This is a genomic window from Bacillota bacterium, assembly GCA_012842395.1.
In the GTDB taxonomy this organism is placed as follows: Bacteria; Bacillota; SHA-98; order UBA4971; family UBA4971; genus UBA6256.
Genome location: DUSX01000001.1, coordinates 87,279 through 101,465, shown reverse-complemented (window position 1 = coordinate 101,465; position 14,187 = coordinate 87,279). Strand labels below are relative to the sequence as shown.

General features: G+C 61.2%; 10 protein-coding genes and 1 pseudogene. 5 read left to right on the top strand and 6 right to left on the bottom strand.

Annotated elements, in window-relative coordinates; translation table 11 throughout:
• Positions 1–70 precede the first annotated feature (70 nt).
• Positions 71–796 carry a DinB family protein gene (locus tag GX515_00380; GenBank protein HHY31466.1) on the top strand — a complete coding sequence of 242 codons (726 nt, stop codon included), beginning with the start codon at positions 71–73 and terminating at the stop codon, positions 794–796.
• A 365-nt stretch (positions 797–1,161) separates the two neighbouring features.
• Entirely contained in the window at positions 1,162–1,365 is a 204-nt protein-coding gene (locus tag GX515_00375) for a hypothetical protein (protein ID HHY31465.1), read from the top strand.
• Positions 1,366–1,543: 178 nt separating this feature from the next.
• Here GX515_00375 and GX515_00370 read toward each other — a convergent pair whose 3' ends face one another.
• Entirely contained in the window at positions 1,544–1,966 is a 423-nt protein-coding gene (locus tag GX515_00370; protein HHY31464.1) for a transposase, read from the bottom strand.
• Between the two features lie 585 nt (positions 1,967–2,551).
• Between GX515_00370 and GX515_00365 the strand changes: the two genes are divergently transcribed.
• The 3 genes from GX515_00365 (at position 2,552) to GX515_00355 (ending at position 6,958) form a co-directional block, all read left to right on the top strand.
• The gene (locus tag GX515_00365; GenBank protein HHY31463.1) at positions 2,552–3,679 is read left to right on the top strand and encodes an extracellular solute-binding protein; all 1,128 of its coding nucleotides are present in this window, start codon (positions 2,552–2,554) and stop codon (positions 3,677–3,679) included.
• A 96-nt stretch (positions 3,680–3,775) separates the two neighbouring features.
• A complete protein-coding gene (locus tag GX515_00360) occupies positions 3,776–4,852 on the top strand; it encodes an ABC transporter ATP-binding protein (GenBank protein ID HHY31462.1) in 1,077 nt (358 codons plus the stop codon).
• A gap of 39 nt (positions 4,853–4,891) precedes the next feature.
• Positions 4,892–6,958, top strand: a complete 2,067-nt coding sequence (locus GX515_00355) for an iron ABC transporter permease (protein HHY31461.1) — start codon at positions 4,892–4,894, stop codon at positions 6,956–6,958.
• Positions 6,959–7,142: 184 nt separating this feature from the next.
• Here GX515_00355 and GX515_00350 read toward each other — a convergent pair.
• The 5 genes and pseudogenes from GX515_00350 to GX515_00330 all read right to left on the bottom strand — a co-directional run bounded on the left by GX515_00350 (position 7,143) and on the right by GX515_00330 (position 14,135).
• Positions 7,143–7,238, bottom strand: a pseudogene (locus GX515_00350) (DUF4365 domain-containing protein).
• Between the two features lie 760 nt (positions 7,239–7,998).
• Positions 7,999–8,367, bottom strand: coding sequence for a nucleotidyltransferase domain-containing protein (locus GX515_00345; protein HHY31460.1), 369 nt, complete (start codon positions 8,365–8,367; stop codon positions 7,999–8,001).
• Positions 8,368–8,447: 80 nt separating this feature from the next.
• Positions 8,448–9,428, bottom strand: coding sequence for an SDR family oxidoreductase (locus GX515_00340; protein ID HHY31459.1), 981 nt, complete (start codon positions 9,426–9,428; stop codon positions 8,448–8,450).
• Positions 9,429–9,667: 239 nt separating this feature from the next.
• The gene (locus tag GX515_00335; GenBank protein ID HHY31458.1) at positions 9,668–10,132 is read right to left on the bottom strand and encodes a MarR family transcriptional regulator; all 465 of its coding nucleotides are present in this window, start codon (positions 10,130–10,132) and stop codon (positions 9,668–9,670) included.
• A 256-nt stretch (positions 10,133–10,388) separates the two neighbouring features.
• Positions 10,389–14,135, bottom strand: coding sequence for a UvrD-helicase domain-containing protein (locus GX515_00330; GenBank protein HHY31457.1), 3,747 nt, complete (start codon positions 14,133–14,135; stop codon positions 10,389–10,391).
• Between the last annotated feature and the right edge of the window lie 52 nt (positions 14,136–14,187).

The window sequence follows — 14,187 nt, the reverse complement described above, 5'->3', positions numbered from 1 at the left end:
GGCAACTATGCCACTATGAGGGGCAGAATCTCAACTGCATCCCGCTAGCCGGGATAGGGAGGGGGGCAACATGCGAGTTTGGCTTCATGAGTGGAAAGGCAACGAGTGGGGCTGGAATGCGTGGAGCCTCGACCACACCGGGTTTGCCACGTGGGCGCCCACGCGCGACGAGGTCCTTCTGCGTGTGCCCGGCAAGTTCGATGAGTACCAGCAGTGGTTGGCCCGCCATGGATGCAGCGCAGTGGAGGCGGAGGCTGCCCCGGGCGACATCACTGTCGTAGAAGAGGTGTCCGGTAACGAGGTGCTCTTTGAGCATGATCTGGCTCCTGCTACGAGTGACGAGATCGCGGAGTGTCTTAGGTTACTCAGCTACTCGAGGCAAGACCTTGTAGCCACCGTCGAAGGTCTTCCCGACTCGGTCTTGGACTGGGACCCACCGTATCGTCAGTTTGCAGAGTGGGCTCGCTGGCGCACCATTCGACAGATCGTTGAGCATATCGCTCTGACTGAAGTGGGCTATTACCTTCCTGCCATCGGTTACTCGGGCCCGGATCCAACTAGCCTGGTCGGTGGTGCTGGCGCCGACTGGCGCGAGCAGTTGCTGCGGAGCAGGCGCGAGACGGAACGCTTCTTGACGCAACTGGCCGGCTCACACGATACGGCGCGGGTGACCAGGGGGGAAGAGGACTGGTCGGTTCGAAAGGTGCTTAGACGACTCGTAAGGCATGAGCTTCTTCATTGGAAGAGCATTAGGCGGATTGTCCGGGACTACGGTGATCAGGAGCCTCCGGGCTGAATCGTGCCAGACATGTTAGGACCGGAAATGAGGTCTCCGATGCGCTGAAGACCCAGTTCATTGTCGAGGTCAGGCTCAAGCGTCACGAGGTACCAAGCTTTGGCGCCTATCCGTTCTGCCTGCTTGCGATCCTGATTCTGTGCTCTCAGCGGTGGGAGAGCCTTCTGCTCGAGCCCTATGCAGGGAGAGAAAGTGCGAGGCGAAGCGCCGAAGAGATGGACGACGTCGCTCGACCCCTGTGGAGGGAAAGAGTCCTGCAGCGACCGGAGTTGGATCAGTGACGACGGACGACGCGTGGTCACCGATCGCGCGGGCGGAAGGAGGCTCGGACTAGATGACCCAACGGAACGGCGTCGAATAGGATCGTGCTCAACAGGACCACGCGCGTCACGATCAGGATCATGTTCAAGAGAGCCATATCAAACAAGATCGTGATCGGCAGGACCGTGCTCAGCAGAACCGTGTTCAACAGAGCCGCGTCGGGCTCTTTGATCGCTGGGCAGCTGATTATGACCGCTCCGTACAAGAAGACGGGGAGTTTCCATTCGCTGGATATGAAGATGTGCTGACCGCGGTTGTTGAGTGCGCGTCGGTAAGGCCAGGGATGCGGGTATTGGACGCGGGGATTGGGACTGGCAATCTGGCCGAGCGATTCGTGCGAGCTGGAGTTGATCCGGTTTCGTGGACACTCCAGGGCTACGCGACGGACTGTCTGTCTTCCTTGTGATTTCTCTCTGTGATGGCCCATCACGTTTCATACTCCGCAGGACGCAGATATCCGAGGGTCGAGTGCCGACGCTTCCGGCTACAAGACCCCTCGATGTATCCGAAGATGGCCGAGGCCAAAGCCTGACGGCTTGGCCAGCTGCGCCGGTCGAGTAGCTCGGTCTCAAGCGTGGCAAAGAAGGCTGCGACTTTTCTTAGAATCTCACGCTCCTCGCGCAAAATCCTGTTCTCTCGGCGAAGCCGGGTGAGCTCCTCCCTCTCGGCAGTCGTTAGCCCTTCACGCTCCCCAGCATCGATCTTAGCCTGCCTGGTCCAGTTACGCAGCGACTCCACTGATACCCCCAGGTCTCTCGCGATCTGCGCCATAGGCTTCCCGCTCTCGCGGACCAGGCGAACTGCCTCTGCCTTGAGCTGTGGCGGATATGGCGGCTTCGTCTGTGGCATGTGGACACCCCCCCCTTGAAGATTACGCCTCCAAGCCCCTATGTGTCCACGAAACCGGATCAGGCTCAGCCTCGTACCGCGTTCTAGACATCTCATCCTTGCCATGGATTCGGTGTCTCTAGTTCGGTGAGGCGGGAGAATTCCCATTCGGACCCCACGGTGGGTTTTACAACCGGCCGCTCCGCACTCTCGCCGTAGTCTCAGCCAGGCGCAGAGGCCCAATCACAAGTTTTGCGGATGCGTTGACGTCATGTTGGCAGTGATGTGGCAGGATTAAGTGAATCGGTGGCGAATACAGAATGTTAGAGCTAGATGAACGTGGCACGGAGATAGGGAGAGGGCCACTCATGGAGCCTTTGCGCTTCATTTGTGCGCCCTCGTTCTCTGTCATGCCCGGTTTGGATGGAGGTGATGTGTTGGCGATACTAGGCCGGCCGCAGCCTGCGTCCGGCAGGTCAGCCGGCCACATTGTGCAAGCTAGATGGATTCTGCTTGAAGGGGAACGCCACGATCGTCGCGGTTGTATCATGGCAGTTGGCCATCATCGAGCGGTAGGAGCGATATTCTGTGCAAGGAGGTAGTCTGATGAAAAGGCTTCTGGTGCTGGTCTTGGCGGTCATAATGATGGCGTCTGCGACGCTTTCAGCCGCTCCGGCGAGGATCGAGCCTGAGCTGAGCGTAATTACCCCCGTTGCCAGTTTTGTCAGCGTAGCTGCACTCGATGCTTTTAAAGTGTGGGCCAAGGAGAAGTACGGTGTCGACGTAAAGACCAACTATACCGCCAAAGGCACTCAGCTGGCGGTGGGCTTGATCCGCGAGTGGGGTGCGAACCCGCAGGCCGACATAGTGTGGGGCGGCGAGACGGTGCTCTACGACATGTTGGCAGCTGATGGATTTCTGATCAAACACGAGGTTCCTAAGCAACTGCTGGACCGTATACCCGATACTATGGGCACACCCAAGCCCATGCCTCTGAAGGACCCCAAAGGCTTCTGGGTCGGCACTGCGCTTGAACCCTACGGTATCGTGTACAACGAAGGCCTTGTCACAAGGCGGCTGCGAGCCACACCGCCCAAGACGTGGGAGGACATGCTGGCCAATCCTAAGTTCAAGGGCCAGATAGCTCAGTGCACGCCTGACAACTCCAGTTCGAACCATGCGACCTACGAGGTCATTCTGCAGAAGTACGGCTGGGAGAAGGGCTGGGAGTGGCTTTCGAAGTTGGCCGCCTACACCGGACAGTTCGTCGCAAGGTCAGTCGATGTTCCCGGCGTGGTAGCCAAGGGCGAATATGCGCTAGGCTTTGCAGTCCCCAGCTACATGGCGTTTGAGAACTTCCTCAACGGAGCCGACATCAGGTTCATTGCCCCTCCGGGAGCATATGTCACACCTGAGCCGATCGCCATAATCAAGAACTGCAAGAACCCCAATGCCGCCAAGGCTTTCATTGAGTTCCTGCTCACGGATGAAGGTCAGAGGTTGTTCATCGAACGCGGTCTCTTCCCGGTGGTGCCTGAGCTGCGCGTGGAAGGCCCTCCCGGATCCACTGCTGAGCTTGCGGTCACGTTCTATGGCGGTCGGAGGAGCTACTTTGAGGGCACCGTGGAGAACACTTACGACAACGCATTGTCGCAGAGCAGAGAGAGCGAAGTCAACAAGTACTTTAGAGAGAACATCTTTGCCAAGCTAGATGCTCTGAAAGCCAAGTACTGATCAGCTTGATAGTATGGATTTCCGAGAGAACCTACGGGCGAGTTCGTCTCGCCCGTGGGTTTACTCTGGGCAGTCGCTTGACTTGAGGTGAAGTGCATGGATATTAGGCTCACTGGGGTCACGAAGAGGTTCAAGAATGTTGAGGCGCTGAGCCGAGTGGATCTGCACATAAAACACGGCGAGCTCTTCACCTTGCTTGGACCTTCAGGCTGTGGAAAGACAACTACCCTACGCCTTATCGCCGGTTTCTATACACCTGACGAGGGCAAGATCATGTTCGGCGACCGTGAGGTCCAGGCCATCCCAACATCCAAGCGGAACATCGGCATGGTGTTCCAAAACTACGCCCTATGGCCTCATATGACGGTGTACAGGAATGTAGCATACGGTCTGCAGTTCAAGAAGGTCCCCAAGTCCGAATGGCCTGGAATTGTCAATGAAGCCCTCACCAAGGTGGGGCTGGTGGGTTTCGAGACTCGTTATCCAGGGCAGTTGTCTGGAGGCCAGCAACAGCGTGTGGCGCTGGCAAGAGCACTCGCGCTCAATCCGGACGTCCTGCTCCTCGACGAACCTCTGTCCAACTTGGATGCCAAGATCCGAGGATCAGTGCGCGCGGAAATCCGTAAACTGCAGCAGTCATTGGGCATTACTACGGTGTATGTTACTCACGATCAGGAAGAAGCCCTCACGCTTTCGGACCGCATCGGCATAATGTGCGACGGCAGATTGGTTCAGGTCGGCACGCCGCACGATCTGTATGAGAGACCGGCGACACGCTTTGTGGCTGACTTTATCGGCACTAACAATCTTGTAGCCGGCACTGTGGAGGCTGTTGGCGAAGACATCACAGTCGTCACGGAGCTAGGCACAATCATAGGGTACAGCCACTTGACGGTCAAGCCTGGAGACAAATGCACTGTGGCATTCAGACCCGAAAACGTGGTAGTCCACACTGCACAACCTTCTGGGCAGGCTGGGCAGGACAACATCATACGCGGCAAGATAGGTTTTGCCAGCTACATGGGGAATACCCTGCGTTACGAAATGGAGCATGCGACCGGCCTCGTACTCAAGGCGGACATCAGGAATCCTCTCCATCGTGAGGAACTGGGTTGGGGCACCGATGTGTACTTCGCTTTTCCGAAATCTGCTGCACTTGTCATACCGGACTAGCGTGTTGGCCTTGACCATGGACAGGCAGGTGGTTGTCTGATGTCTTCAGGGAAGACAATGACTGGTTTGGGGAGATGGCTGAGGGCGTCCAGGCCATGGGTATGGCCCATATATCTATTTCTGCTCGTATTCGTCATATTCCCTCTCGTGAAGCTATTTGTCGACTCGTTTTCCACGGCCGACATACCGCTTTCTGCACTCAACGAAGTGGTTCTCACCACCGATCTGCTTGAGGAGAGGGTGCACGCCGGCGAAATGGAAGGCGCTTCGGCGGCTGCCCATGACATAGCGCTTCAGCTAAGCAGGTGTGTTGACACTATCGACCGCATGATAGGAGCGCTTGGCAGGGCAACGTTCCCTCAAGATGAGTTGATAGCAAAATGGCAGGATGCCAAGGACCGTGTGGCGCAGAAGGCGTCATCGATGGCCGAAGTTCAGCATGATCCGGAGGCCGCCTTGGCCGAAGCCAAGGAAGCCAGGGCTTTGGTCCAGGAGGTCCTGCGCTTGCCGCGGCAGGCGTTCTCGCTCAACTATTTCCTGGACGTGTTCAGAGACAAGCAGTACATGAAGGCCTTGGCCAACTCCATGCTACTGGGGTTCGCCACGGTGATCACCACATCGATCATTGGCTTTACAGTGGCTTATCTGCTTGTCAGGTATGACTTCCCCGGCAGGAGGGTTTTCAGTTTCCTTACTACCGTGCCTATAGTCATGCCCCCTCTAGTAGGTGTGTTGGGCTTCATCTTCATTCTGGGCAGAGGGGGCACTGTGAACGAGCTCTTCTACCAACTGGCGGCAGCGCTGGAGCAGTCGTGGCCCACGTTGTCTAGTTGGCTGTACGACCACTTGCCGTTCAACTTCGTCTATGGATGGCATGGACTATTGCTGGTGGAGACGTGTCACCTGTTCCCGCTGATTACGCTGAATGTCTTGGATTCCCTGAGCAAGATCGACGCCTCACTGGAGGAGGCGGCCGAAAGTGTGGGATCCATCGGCCTTAAACGCCTGTTTGACGTGACCATTCCGCTTACCGTACCGGGTTTCGTTACTGGAGCGCTCTTGGTGTTCATCGGAGCTTTCGCAGACTTTGCTGCCCCCATGGTGGTGGGGTTGACCAACTTCATCGCTCCGCTGGCATACATGGACATTCAGCAGTTCACGGACAGACACCTGTTCAAGATGGGCATCACAGTGGGTGCCGTCATGGTGGTTCTGTCGATAGTGTTCCTGCTGATAGCCAAGAAGTACGTGGCGCTGAAAGACTACAGCACTCTCTCGTACAGGGCAGTGGAGAGGAAACCGCTTAAAGGCAAATGGGCGACGCTGGCTCTGGTATTCCTGAGCCTGCTCCTCTTCGTGAGCTTCATGCCTTATGTAGGCGTCGGCCTAGCCTCATTTGCGCGGAGTTGGTCCATGTCTCCTCTGCCTACGTCGTGGACCACGGTCCACTACAAAAAAGTGTTGTTGTACGCGCCGGGCTACATCATCAACACGTTCCAGTTCTGTATCTTGGCCATCATCATGTGCATCCTGATCGGGGTGCCAGTATCGTGGATCATGGCCAGGACTCAGATGCGCACCCGCGGCGCGTTGGACGTTCTGACAATGCTGGTGCTGGCCCTGCCGGGCACCGCGCTAGGGATCGCGTACATCAGGGCCTTCAATACCCCGATACTCTTCAAGACACCTCTGGGGAACATATGGATCATACTGCCAATAGTGTTGGCCGTGAGGCGACTTCCTTACACGGTGCGGTCGTCGTATAGCTCTCTGCTGGTAGTGCACCGTTCCATGGAGGAGGCGGCCGAATGCGTGGGGGCGAGTGGACTGAAGATCTTCAAGGACATTACGTTCCCACTTATCTGGAAGGGAGTACTGGCAGGGGCGCTGTTCTCCTTCATGACATCGATACAGGAGAGCGCAGCTTCAATCCTGCTTTCGATACCAGGATGGGAGACCATGACTATGGGGATATTCACCTTCTACACGGGAGGCACTCACGGAGACGCAGCAGCGCTGGGCTTCATCCTCATAGTGGCGGGCGTAATCACACTATTCGCAGTGAACAGACTGAGCAGCGCCGCGAAGGGCGGGTTGTTCGGCTAAGGCCTTCGGACACTGCTGGGCCGCGAGGTGAGGGGGACCCGGCAAACGCCGGGTCCCCATGAACAATCGTGGTGGAACTGTTCGACTATCCTCCCGGCAGGCGAGGCATCAGCACCACTTCATCTGAGGTTGTCCCCATCATCGTGGGATTTCACGTAGCGTACCTCCGCTTGACTTTTCATGCTGGTTTGCTCTTCTTGCCCTCGTAATCCCGGGACACCAACAGTCTGTCTGGTCGACGCCACGCCGTTGAGGGGATCACGTAGAGCTTCGGTGGTTCGCCAGTCTCAAATCGGACCACGGCGGCCCTTTGAGAGCTGTCAAGTGGCACGTCCGAGACGTCTATCAGGTAACAACCGTCCTTCATAAACCTCTCGAGGAACTCCCTCTTCTTGGGCCGCACCGTCTTCGGGTCTGACCAGTCCTCCGGGTACAGGACCCTCATTGTGTCCAGGAACTGGGCCGGATAACCGGCCCGTTCGCTGGCCATGGTTCGCTGTCCGTGGTTCCGTGATGCGCGCACGCGCCCCCTGAGCTAAGGCTTGGCTCGGCTGTGCGCACTTGTAGCCGTCGAGCGTGTCGAGCGTGTGGTTTGGGGAAGACCGTTCCCGGAAGACTCACGGTCGTAATGCTGATATGCGTAATGCCGATATGCTGATGTGCGGAACGGGTGGAGCCGGAAAGGTGACCCGCCGCACATGTCTTCTTACCCGGATGATATGGGGAACGCGTGAGGATAGGACCTGTGATATCCGTCACCGGACCGTATGGAAACCTGATGTGGGGAACGGCTCAGGACGGTCCAGTGGCGTGCACCAGCCTTCCGACGAGATGGGCGATGTATGGAACACTTCGCGGGGATCACCTGCCACAGGGAATGAGTCGATCGGCACGGATGACACAGGTCACGGGTCAAGCGGGAATGCGTGATGTGCAGAACACCTCATGATGGACCTGTGATAGGGGGACTGCATGATGCGGGAAGGATGACGTAGGTCACCATTACTCTCTTGATGCGTGATGCCAAGCAGGGATGAGCCTCATGAGTGACGCACATCATGCATCCTCCCGCATGTGTTGCGTCCGACGTCTCGAACCGGACACTTCCGCGCACTGCTGACAATGGAAGCAGACGATAGTTGCCGGGACATGGGGGACGAGGAGGATCCCCTCTCTGAGGCCTCGTAGGCAAGAGTAGTGTCCTTGACAACCAAGAGGTCAATGTCGCTGTCGCAATCCTCCTGGCCGCGGGCGAACGAACCGATTAGGTACACCCTCTCCGGCCGCGCCCTAGCCACTAGAACCCTCGTCACTGATGCAATAAACTCCTTTGCGGCCATATCCGCGACCATCCACGCCTCACCCGCCGTCCTGCCAAAGATGTCGTCCTGACAAGTACACTCTATCAAAGCGGCTCTACTCTAGTCAACGGTTCACAAGGGCCCGTGCATGTCAAGAACAAACGGACGATCTGCCAATTCATTACCAATCACAGCTTGTGGTTGTCCCTGAGCCATCTGAAAGCGTCTTCAATGGACTCGCGCAGTGGGCGGGACGTGTAGCCCAGTTCGCTCCGGGCTTTCGCGCTGCTCACGACGGAGTTCCCACGCAGCACATGCAGCGAGTACGTGGTTACGAGCGGCCTGCTGCGAGTGACGATCGAGTAAAGGGGGGCGAGCGCGCCGGCCAGGTCCACCAGCCAGTTCGGCAGCTTGAGCCGCGGCCGAGGCACGCCTGTCACCTCTTCGAGGAGGCTCATGAGGCCTGACACGGTTATCCGCTCCCCCGATAGGATGTAGGCCTCGCCCGGCCTCCCCTTCTCGGCCGCGAGGATGTGGCCCGCGGCGACGTCGCGCACGTCCACGAAGTCGTAGGCGCCGTCCATGTACGCCTTCATCTTTCGCCTTGCGTAGTCCACGATGAGCTGGCCCACCTCAGACACCCTGAAATCGTACGGCCCTGTTACTCCGGTCGGACACACGACCACCGCGTCGAGGCCCCTCGCGCCCGCCTTGAGCACCTCTAGCGTCGCCCTAGCCTTGGACCTGTCGTAATCCCAGCGCATCACGTCGGGGTTGAAGCCGCAGGTCTCGTCTATGACCGTCCCGCGGGGCGGCTCGACTATCGCATGGATGGAGCTCGTGTAGACAAGTCGCCTTACGCCGACCCCCAAGCACGCCTCGACAGCGTTCCTCGTGCCGTCCACGTTTACCCTGTTGAGCAGGTCGGACTTGCCGGACGCGATGGAGATCACCCCGGCGAGATGAAACACCGTATCGCACCCTTCGAAAGCCCGCCGCAGTGAATCGAGGTCGAGCACGTCGCCCTCGACCTGTTCCACTTCCAGCCCGCGAAGGGGTGTCGTATCCTCGAACGGCGGGATGAGAGCCCTCACCTCGTCGCCCCTTTCGAGGAGCTTCCGGACCAGGACGTTCCCGATGTGGCCTGTGGCCCCAGTTATAGCTATCATAGCTCTGCCCCTCCCGCCCGGACTGGTTGGACTCGTCGAACTCGAACTCGGACCTCCACTCCTGCTCGCGGTCCGGCTCTCGCTCTCGCTCTCGCTGTCGCTCTCACTCTCGCTCCCGCGTTCATCCATCTTCCTCCTTGGAGCCCTTGCCGTCTTATCTCGCCCCTCTTCCTGCCTTCCGGCTGCTCCTTCCCCTTGTCCTACAGAGAGGGGCATCATGGCCGCCCGCCGCCCGAACATCACGAGCGCACGCCGCCGCCCGGCCTGCCTGACATAGCAGTCAGCACGTCGCCGATGAGGCCGAGGAGCTTGTGCTGGTCCTCGCTGCTGAGCGTCCCCAGGACCTCGCTGACGGAGCGGATGTAATCCCGCCTGTGCTGGTCGAACACTGCGCGACCCGCTGCCGACAGGCGGACGAGGACGATTCGCCTGTCCTCCTCGGTCCTGTACCGTTCCAGGTAGCCCTTGTGGACCATGCGGTTCACTATGCTGCTCATCGTAGTGAGCGGCACTGCCAGCGCGGACGCAAGCTCGGACATGGTGGCGGGCGACTCGCGGCTGCCGAGCACCTCGAGGACGAACATCTCCCTCAGGGTGAAGTCGGAGCTTTTCGAGGCGAAGAAGAGCAGCAGGCGCTGGCCGATCGTTAGGATCAGCTCGTTCAGTCGTTCGGTGTATTGCTCGAGATCAGGTTGCGTAGGCATGCCCAAACACTCCCATAGTCGTAATATACGATGTTCGCAGTATCATACTACTAGTCAACGCCACAGGTGTCAAGCAGACGAGTGCGCGGGGGACCCGAGCCCGGAAGCGCGCTCCAAAGCCGCCCGCGTCGCGCCCAGGAGCGACTCACGAGCGAATCGATACGGCCGCCAGGCGCAACGTTGCAATCTGAGCCTGCGACGGGCAGGCGCGACCGGCAGGGTCGCGGGAGTTCCGGACCGCGCTTGAAGCACGCGTCTAGAACAACCTGTGCTGCAGCGGGATGCTCTTCCGCCTCGCGGCTTTGCCCGTGTCAGCGGCAGCGTCAATCAACTTGAGGATATCAGAGGGGAGCTCACATATGAATCGGGACCGTGCGTATGACCGGCACCGAGACGCGGGTCTGCACCAAAGCCGGGGTGCGGGCTCGGCCTGGCCCTGGCTCTGGCCTTGGCTCTGGCCCTGGGGCCTGTTCTGCGACTCGCAGCCTGCCACGTTTTCGCATGTGCCTTCCATTGGCGGGCCGATGAGGACAAGCTCCTCGGCGGCCCTGGTGACGGCGACGTAGAAGAGCCTGCGTTCCTCCTCCAGGGCTTCGCCGTCTAGTGAGTCCTTCCACGGCACGATGCCGTCAGCGAGTCCCACAAGGATCACGGCCGGGAATTCGAGACCCTTCGCGGCATGCATTGTCAGGAGGGTGACGCCCTCGCCGGGGCGAGAGAGGTCCTCGCGGGATTCGTGGTCCGCGTCCTGCCCCGTCGCAAGTCGAAAGAGGAACTCCGAGAGCGACCGGTCCTGGGCGGCCCGAACGAGCTGCCGAAGCGCACGCGAAGACGTCGCGGCCTCGGGAGGGGCGGCCCGTAGGAGGAGGTCCGCTGCGGTCGCGGTCGGCGCGAGGGCGCCCAGCTCGGCGAGGAGATCAAGGAGCGCCTTGATCCTGACCCGCGCGTCGGGAGGGAGGCAGTCTTCGCGCACCAGAGCAGCGGCGACTTCGGCAAGCGGGACATTCTGATTCCCGGCCCAGGCCGCCGCCGGACCCGTCGCAGCACCGGTCGCCGCGCGAGCCTTCAGCATGCCGAGAGCCTCAGCGCCGGGGTTGAAGCGCGTGTCGCGGAGCGCGATGAGGAACCGCAGGTCGGTGGGCCTGTCGACGCAACGCAGGATGTCCAGCGCCTCGCGCACGGCGGGCGTGGCGAGAACCGCCCGCTGGCCGAGAGAGCGGTACGGGATGCCCTCGGCGAGGAGCGCCTGCTCGATCGGATCCGCCTGGCGGCTCGTGCGGAAGAGGACGGCGATCTCGCCAAGGCTGAATTGGCGCGTCGGGTGCTCTTGGCCGTGGCGGTCCGCCGCCAGCATTCCTGTGCCGCCCACGAGGCGCTCGATCTCGCGCACGACTGCCCGGGGCTCCTCCCGGGGCGCATCGACAGCAACATACCTGACGAGCTGACCGCCCGGGCGGGCGGCTGTTGCGTTTGCCGCCGGCATGAGGGCGTTTGCCGCACGCACGACCGTGTCCGAGCTGCGATAGTTCACGGTCAGGCGGACGTGCGTCGCCGAGGGAAAGTCCGCCGAGAGCTGTGCGAAGAAGCGGCGGTCCGCTCCCCGGAAAGCGTATATCGCCTGGTCGGGGTCACCGATCACGAAGAGATTGCGGCCGTCGCCCGCAAGCGTCCGGACCAGCTGATACTGGACGGGGTTCACGTCCTGGAACTCATCCACCAGCAGGTGTGTCGCCCGCTCCCGGGCCACGCGGCTTACCCTCTTGTCATTCTGCACCATCTCGAGCGCGGCGAGGAGGAGGTCGTCGTAGTCGTACGCCCCGGCGGCGGCGAGGAGCTCCTGGTATCGCCGGTACGGTTCCGCGAGCGCGGAAGGCACGCCCGGGTCGCCGGGCAGCAGGCCGCGGCTCTTGAGCCGCGAGAAAGCCTCGGCTGGCGCAGCGATGCGCTTGGTTCCGCGCGCAGCCGCGACTGATGCGGCAGCCTCCGCCGCGAGGACTCCGGCCTCCCTCTCGTCCAGCACGAGCGGCGGGGCACCGAGGGCTTCCCCGATGACCTCCGCGCAGAAGCGGTGGAAGGTCCCCACGTGGACGCGCTCGGCGCCGCGTCCGACCGTGGACTCGAGCCGCGTTCGCATTTCGTCCGCGGCGCGGTGTGTGAAGGTGATGGCCGTTATCGTCTCAGGCGCGACACCCTCGTGGAGGAGAAACGCGATGCGCTGGACCAGGGTACGGGTCTTGCCCGTGCCGGGGCCAGCTGTGACGATGACGGGACCCTTGCGCGCTGTGACCGCCTGTTGTTGAGATGCGTTCAACCCCTCAAGCCAAGACGGCGCCGTCTCCGGCGGGGACGAACCGACGATGGCGAGGTTGAGTTGACGCGCCACTGCCCGGGGCGCTGCCAGCTCGAGCTCGGGCTCCTGCGCGGCTGCATCCTCTGTCATCCCGTCAAGAGCACCTTCCATGCCGAGGTCGGCCCCTCGATGCCGATGATGCCGGTCTGTGGCGCGTGGCGCCATTGCATCGGAGCGGCCTGCTCCCGAAAGCGCGAATCCGAAAAGGGCAGCCTGCCCTGATAGCTCGCGCCGCTCCTCAGGACGAAAGATGGTGAGCTTGCCATACTCCCCGTCATATCCCGGCCGATAGGAAACCTCGCCATGCCTTACTCTGCGCACGGCCTCGGCGACCACGGGACCCGCGACCGCGGCGACGTCCTCGAGGGGCGTTTCACGGAGCAGGGGGATCTCCGGTCCGAGCGCGTCGAGCAGCTTGTCCGTGGTCTCGCGCACGTGCTTGCTCGCCTTGCCGGCGCCCAGGGCCTCGGCCACGATCTCGTCCAGTGAGACGAGGGAGGTGTAAGGATTTGCACCTGCCGGCCGGAAGCCCTCGGGCCTGTCAGCGAGCTCCGCCACCCGGTGCAGCACTCCAATCGTGACCGGACGCCCGCAGACCGGGCACACGCCGCCCGCGGCCAAAGTCTCGTTCGGATGCCAGCAGACGCCGCAGGCCCGATGGCCGTCGTAGTGATACTTGCCTTCCTCGGGGTAGAACTCGATCGTCCCCGCGACGCGGCCGCCCTTGCCACGGAGCGCCTCAACTATCCCCTGGTAGGAGAGGGGCGCCTCGAACTCGATCGCCTCGCGCCCCAGCCTGTCGGGGGAGTGCGCATCGGAGTTCGAGACGAGCGTAAGGCGGTCCAGCGCGGACAGCCTCCAATTCATCGGGGGATCTGACGATAGCCCCGTCTCATACGCCGTGATCTCGCCGGCGAGGTCACCGAAGCACTCCTCGAGCGTGTCGAAACCCGAATTCGCGCCGAAGAGGGAGAAATGCGGCGTCCAGATGTGGGCGGGAATCAGTGCGGCCTCCGGCTCCGTATCAAGGACCAGGGCGAGGAGCGTGCGGCTGTCAAGCCCGATTATGGGTCGGCCGTCGGCCTCGAGGTTCGCGCCGCGCGCCTCGAGGGCCGCGCTGATCCGTGCGGCAGCGTCGAGGCTGGGGACGAGGACGACGTGATGAATCTTGCGGGTGCGGCCGTCTTGCTTGTATATACAACTGATCTCGCCGGTGACGAGGAAGCGCACGTCGGCTGGCGCGCCCGCCCGCATACCTTCGCGCGCGGTCGCTCTGGCATTGTGGGCCCGGCGCGTGCCGGTGGACTGGCTTGTCCTTTGCCCATCCGCATGCCCGTGCGCATCGCCATCGCCATCGCCATAGCCACAGCCGTGGCCATCCCCATCCCCGTACCTGCGTGCGTCGCCCCCTGCCTGTGCCTCGCTGGCGTCGCGGCCTGCTTCGCGCAGGCGGTAGAGCCCGTCTTCCGCCGGGACGAGCTCGGCGTCGAGCTCGGCGCGCCATCCCGCGTGAGTGAAGTCACCCGTCCCGATGACGGTGAGGCCCTTGCGCGCCGCGGCGGCCGCCAAAGGGCGCGGCCGGCAGTGGTCGCTCGTCGCGCGCGAGAAGTGTGAGTGGACGTGAAGATCCGCGAGGTATCGCACGTAAATCATCCCTATTGCTCAGTTAGTCTTGCCTACTCAGTCCCGGCCAATAGAGGAGTAT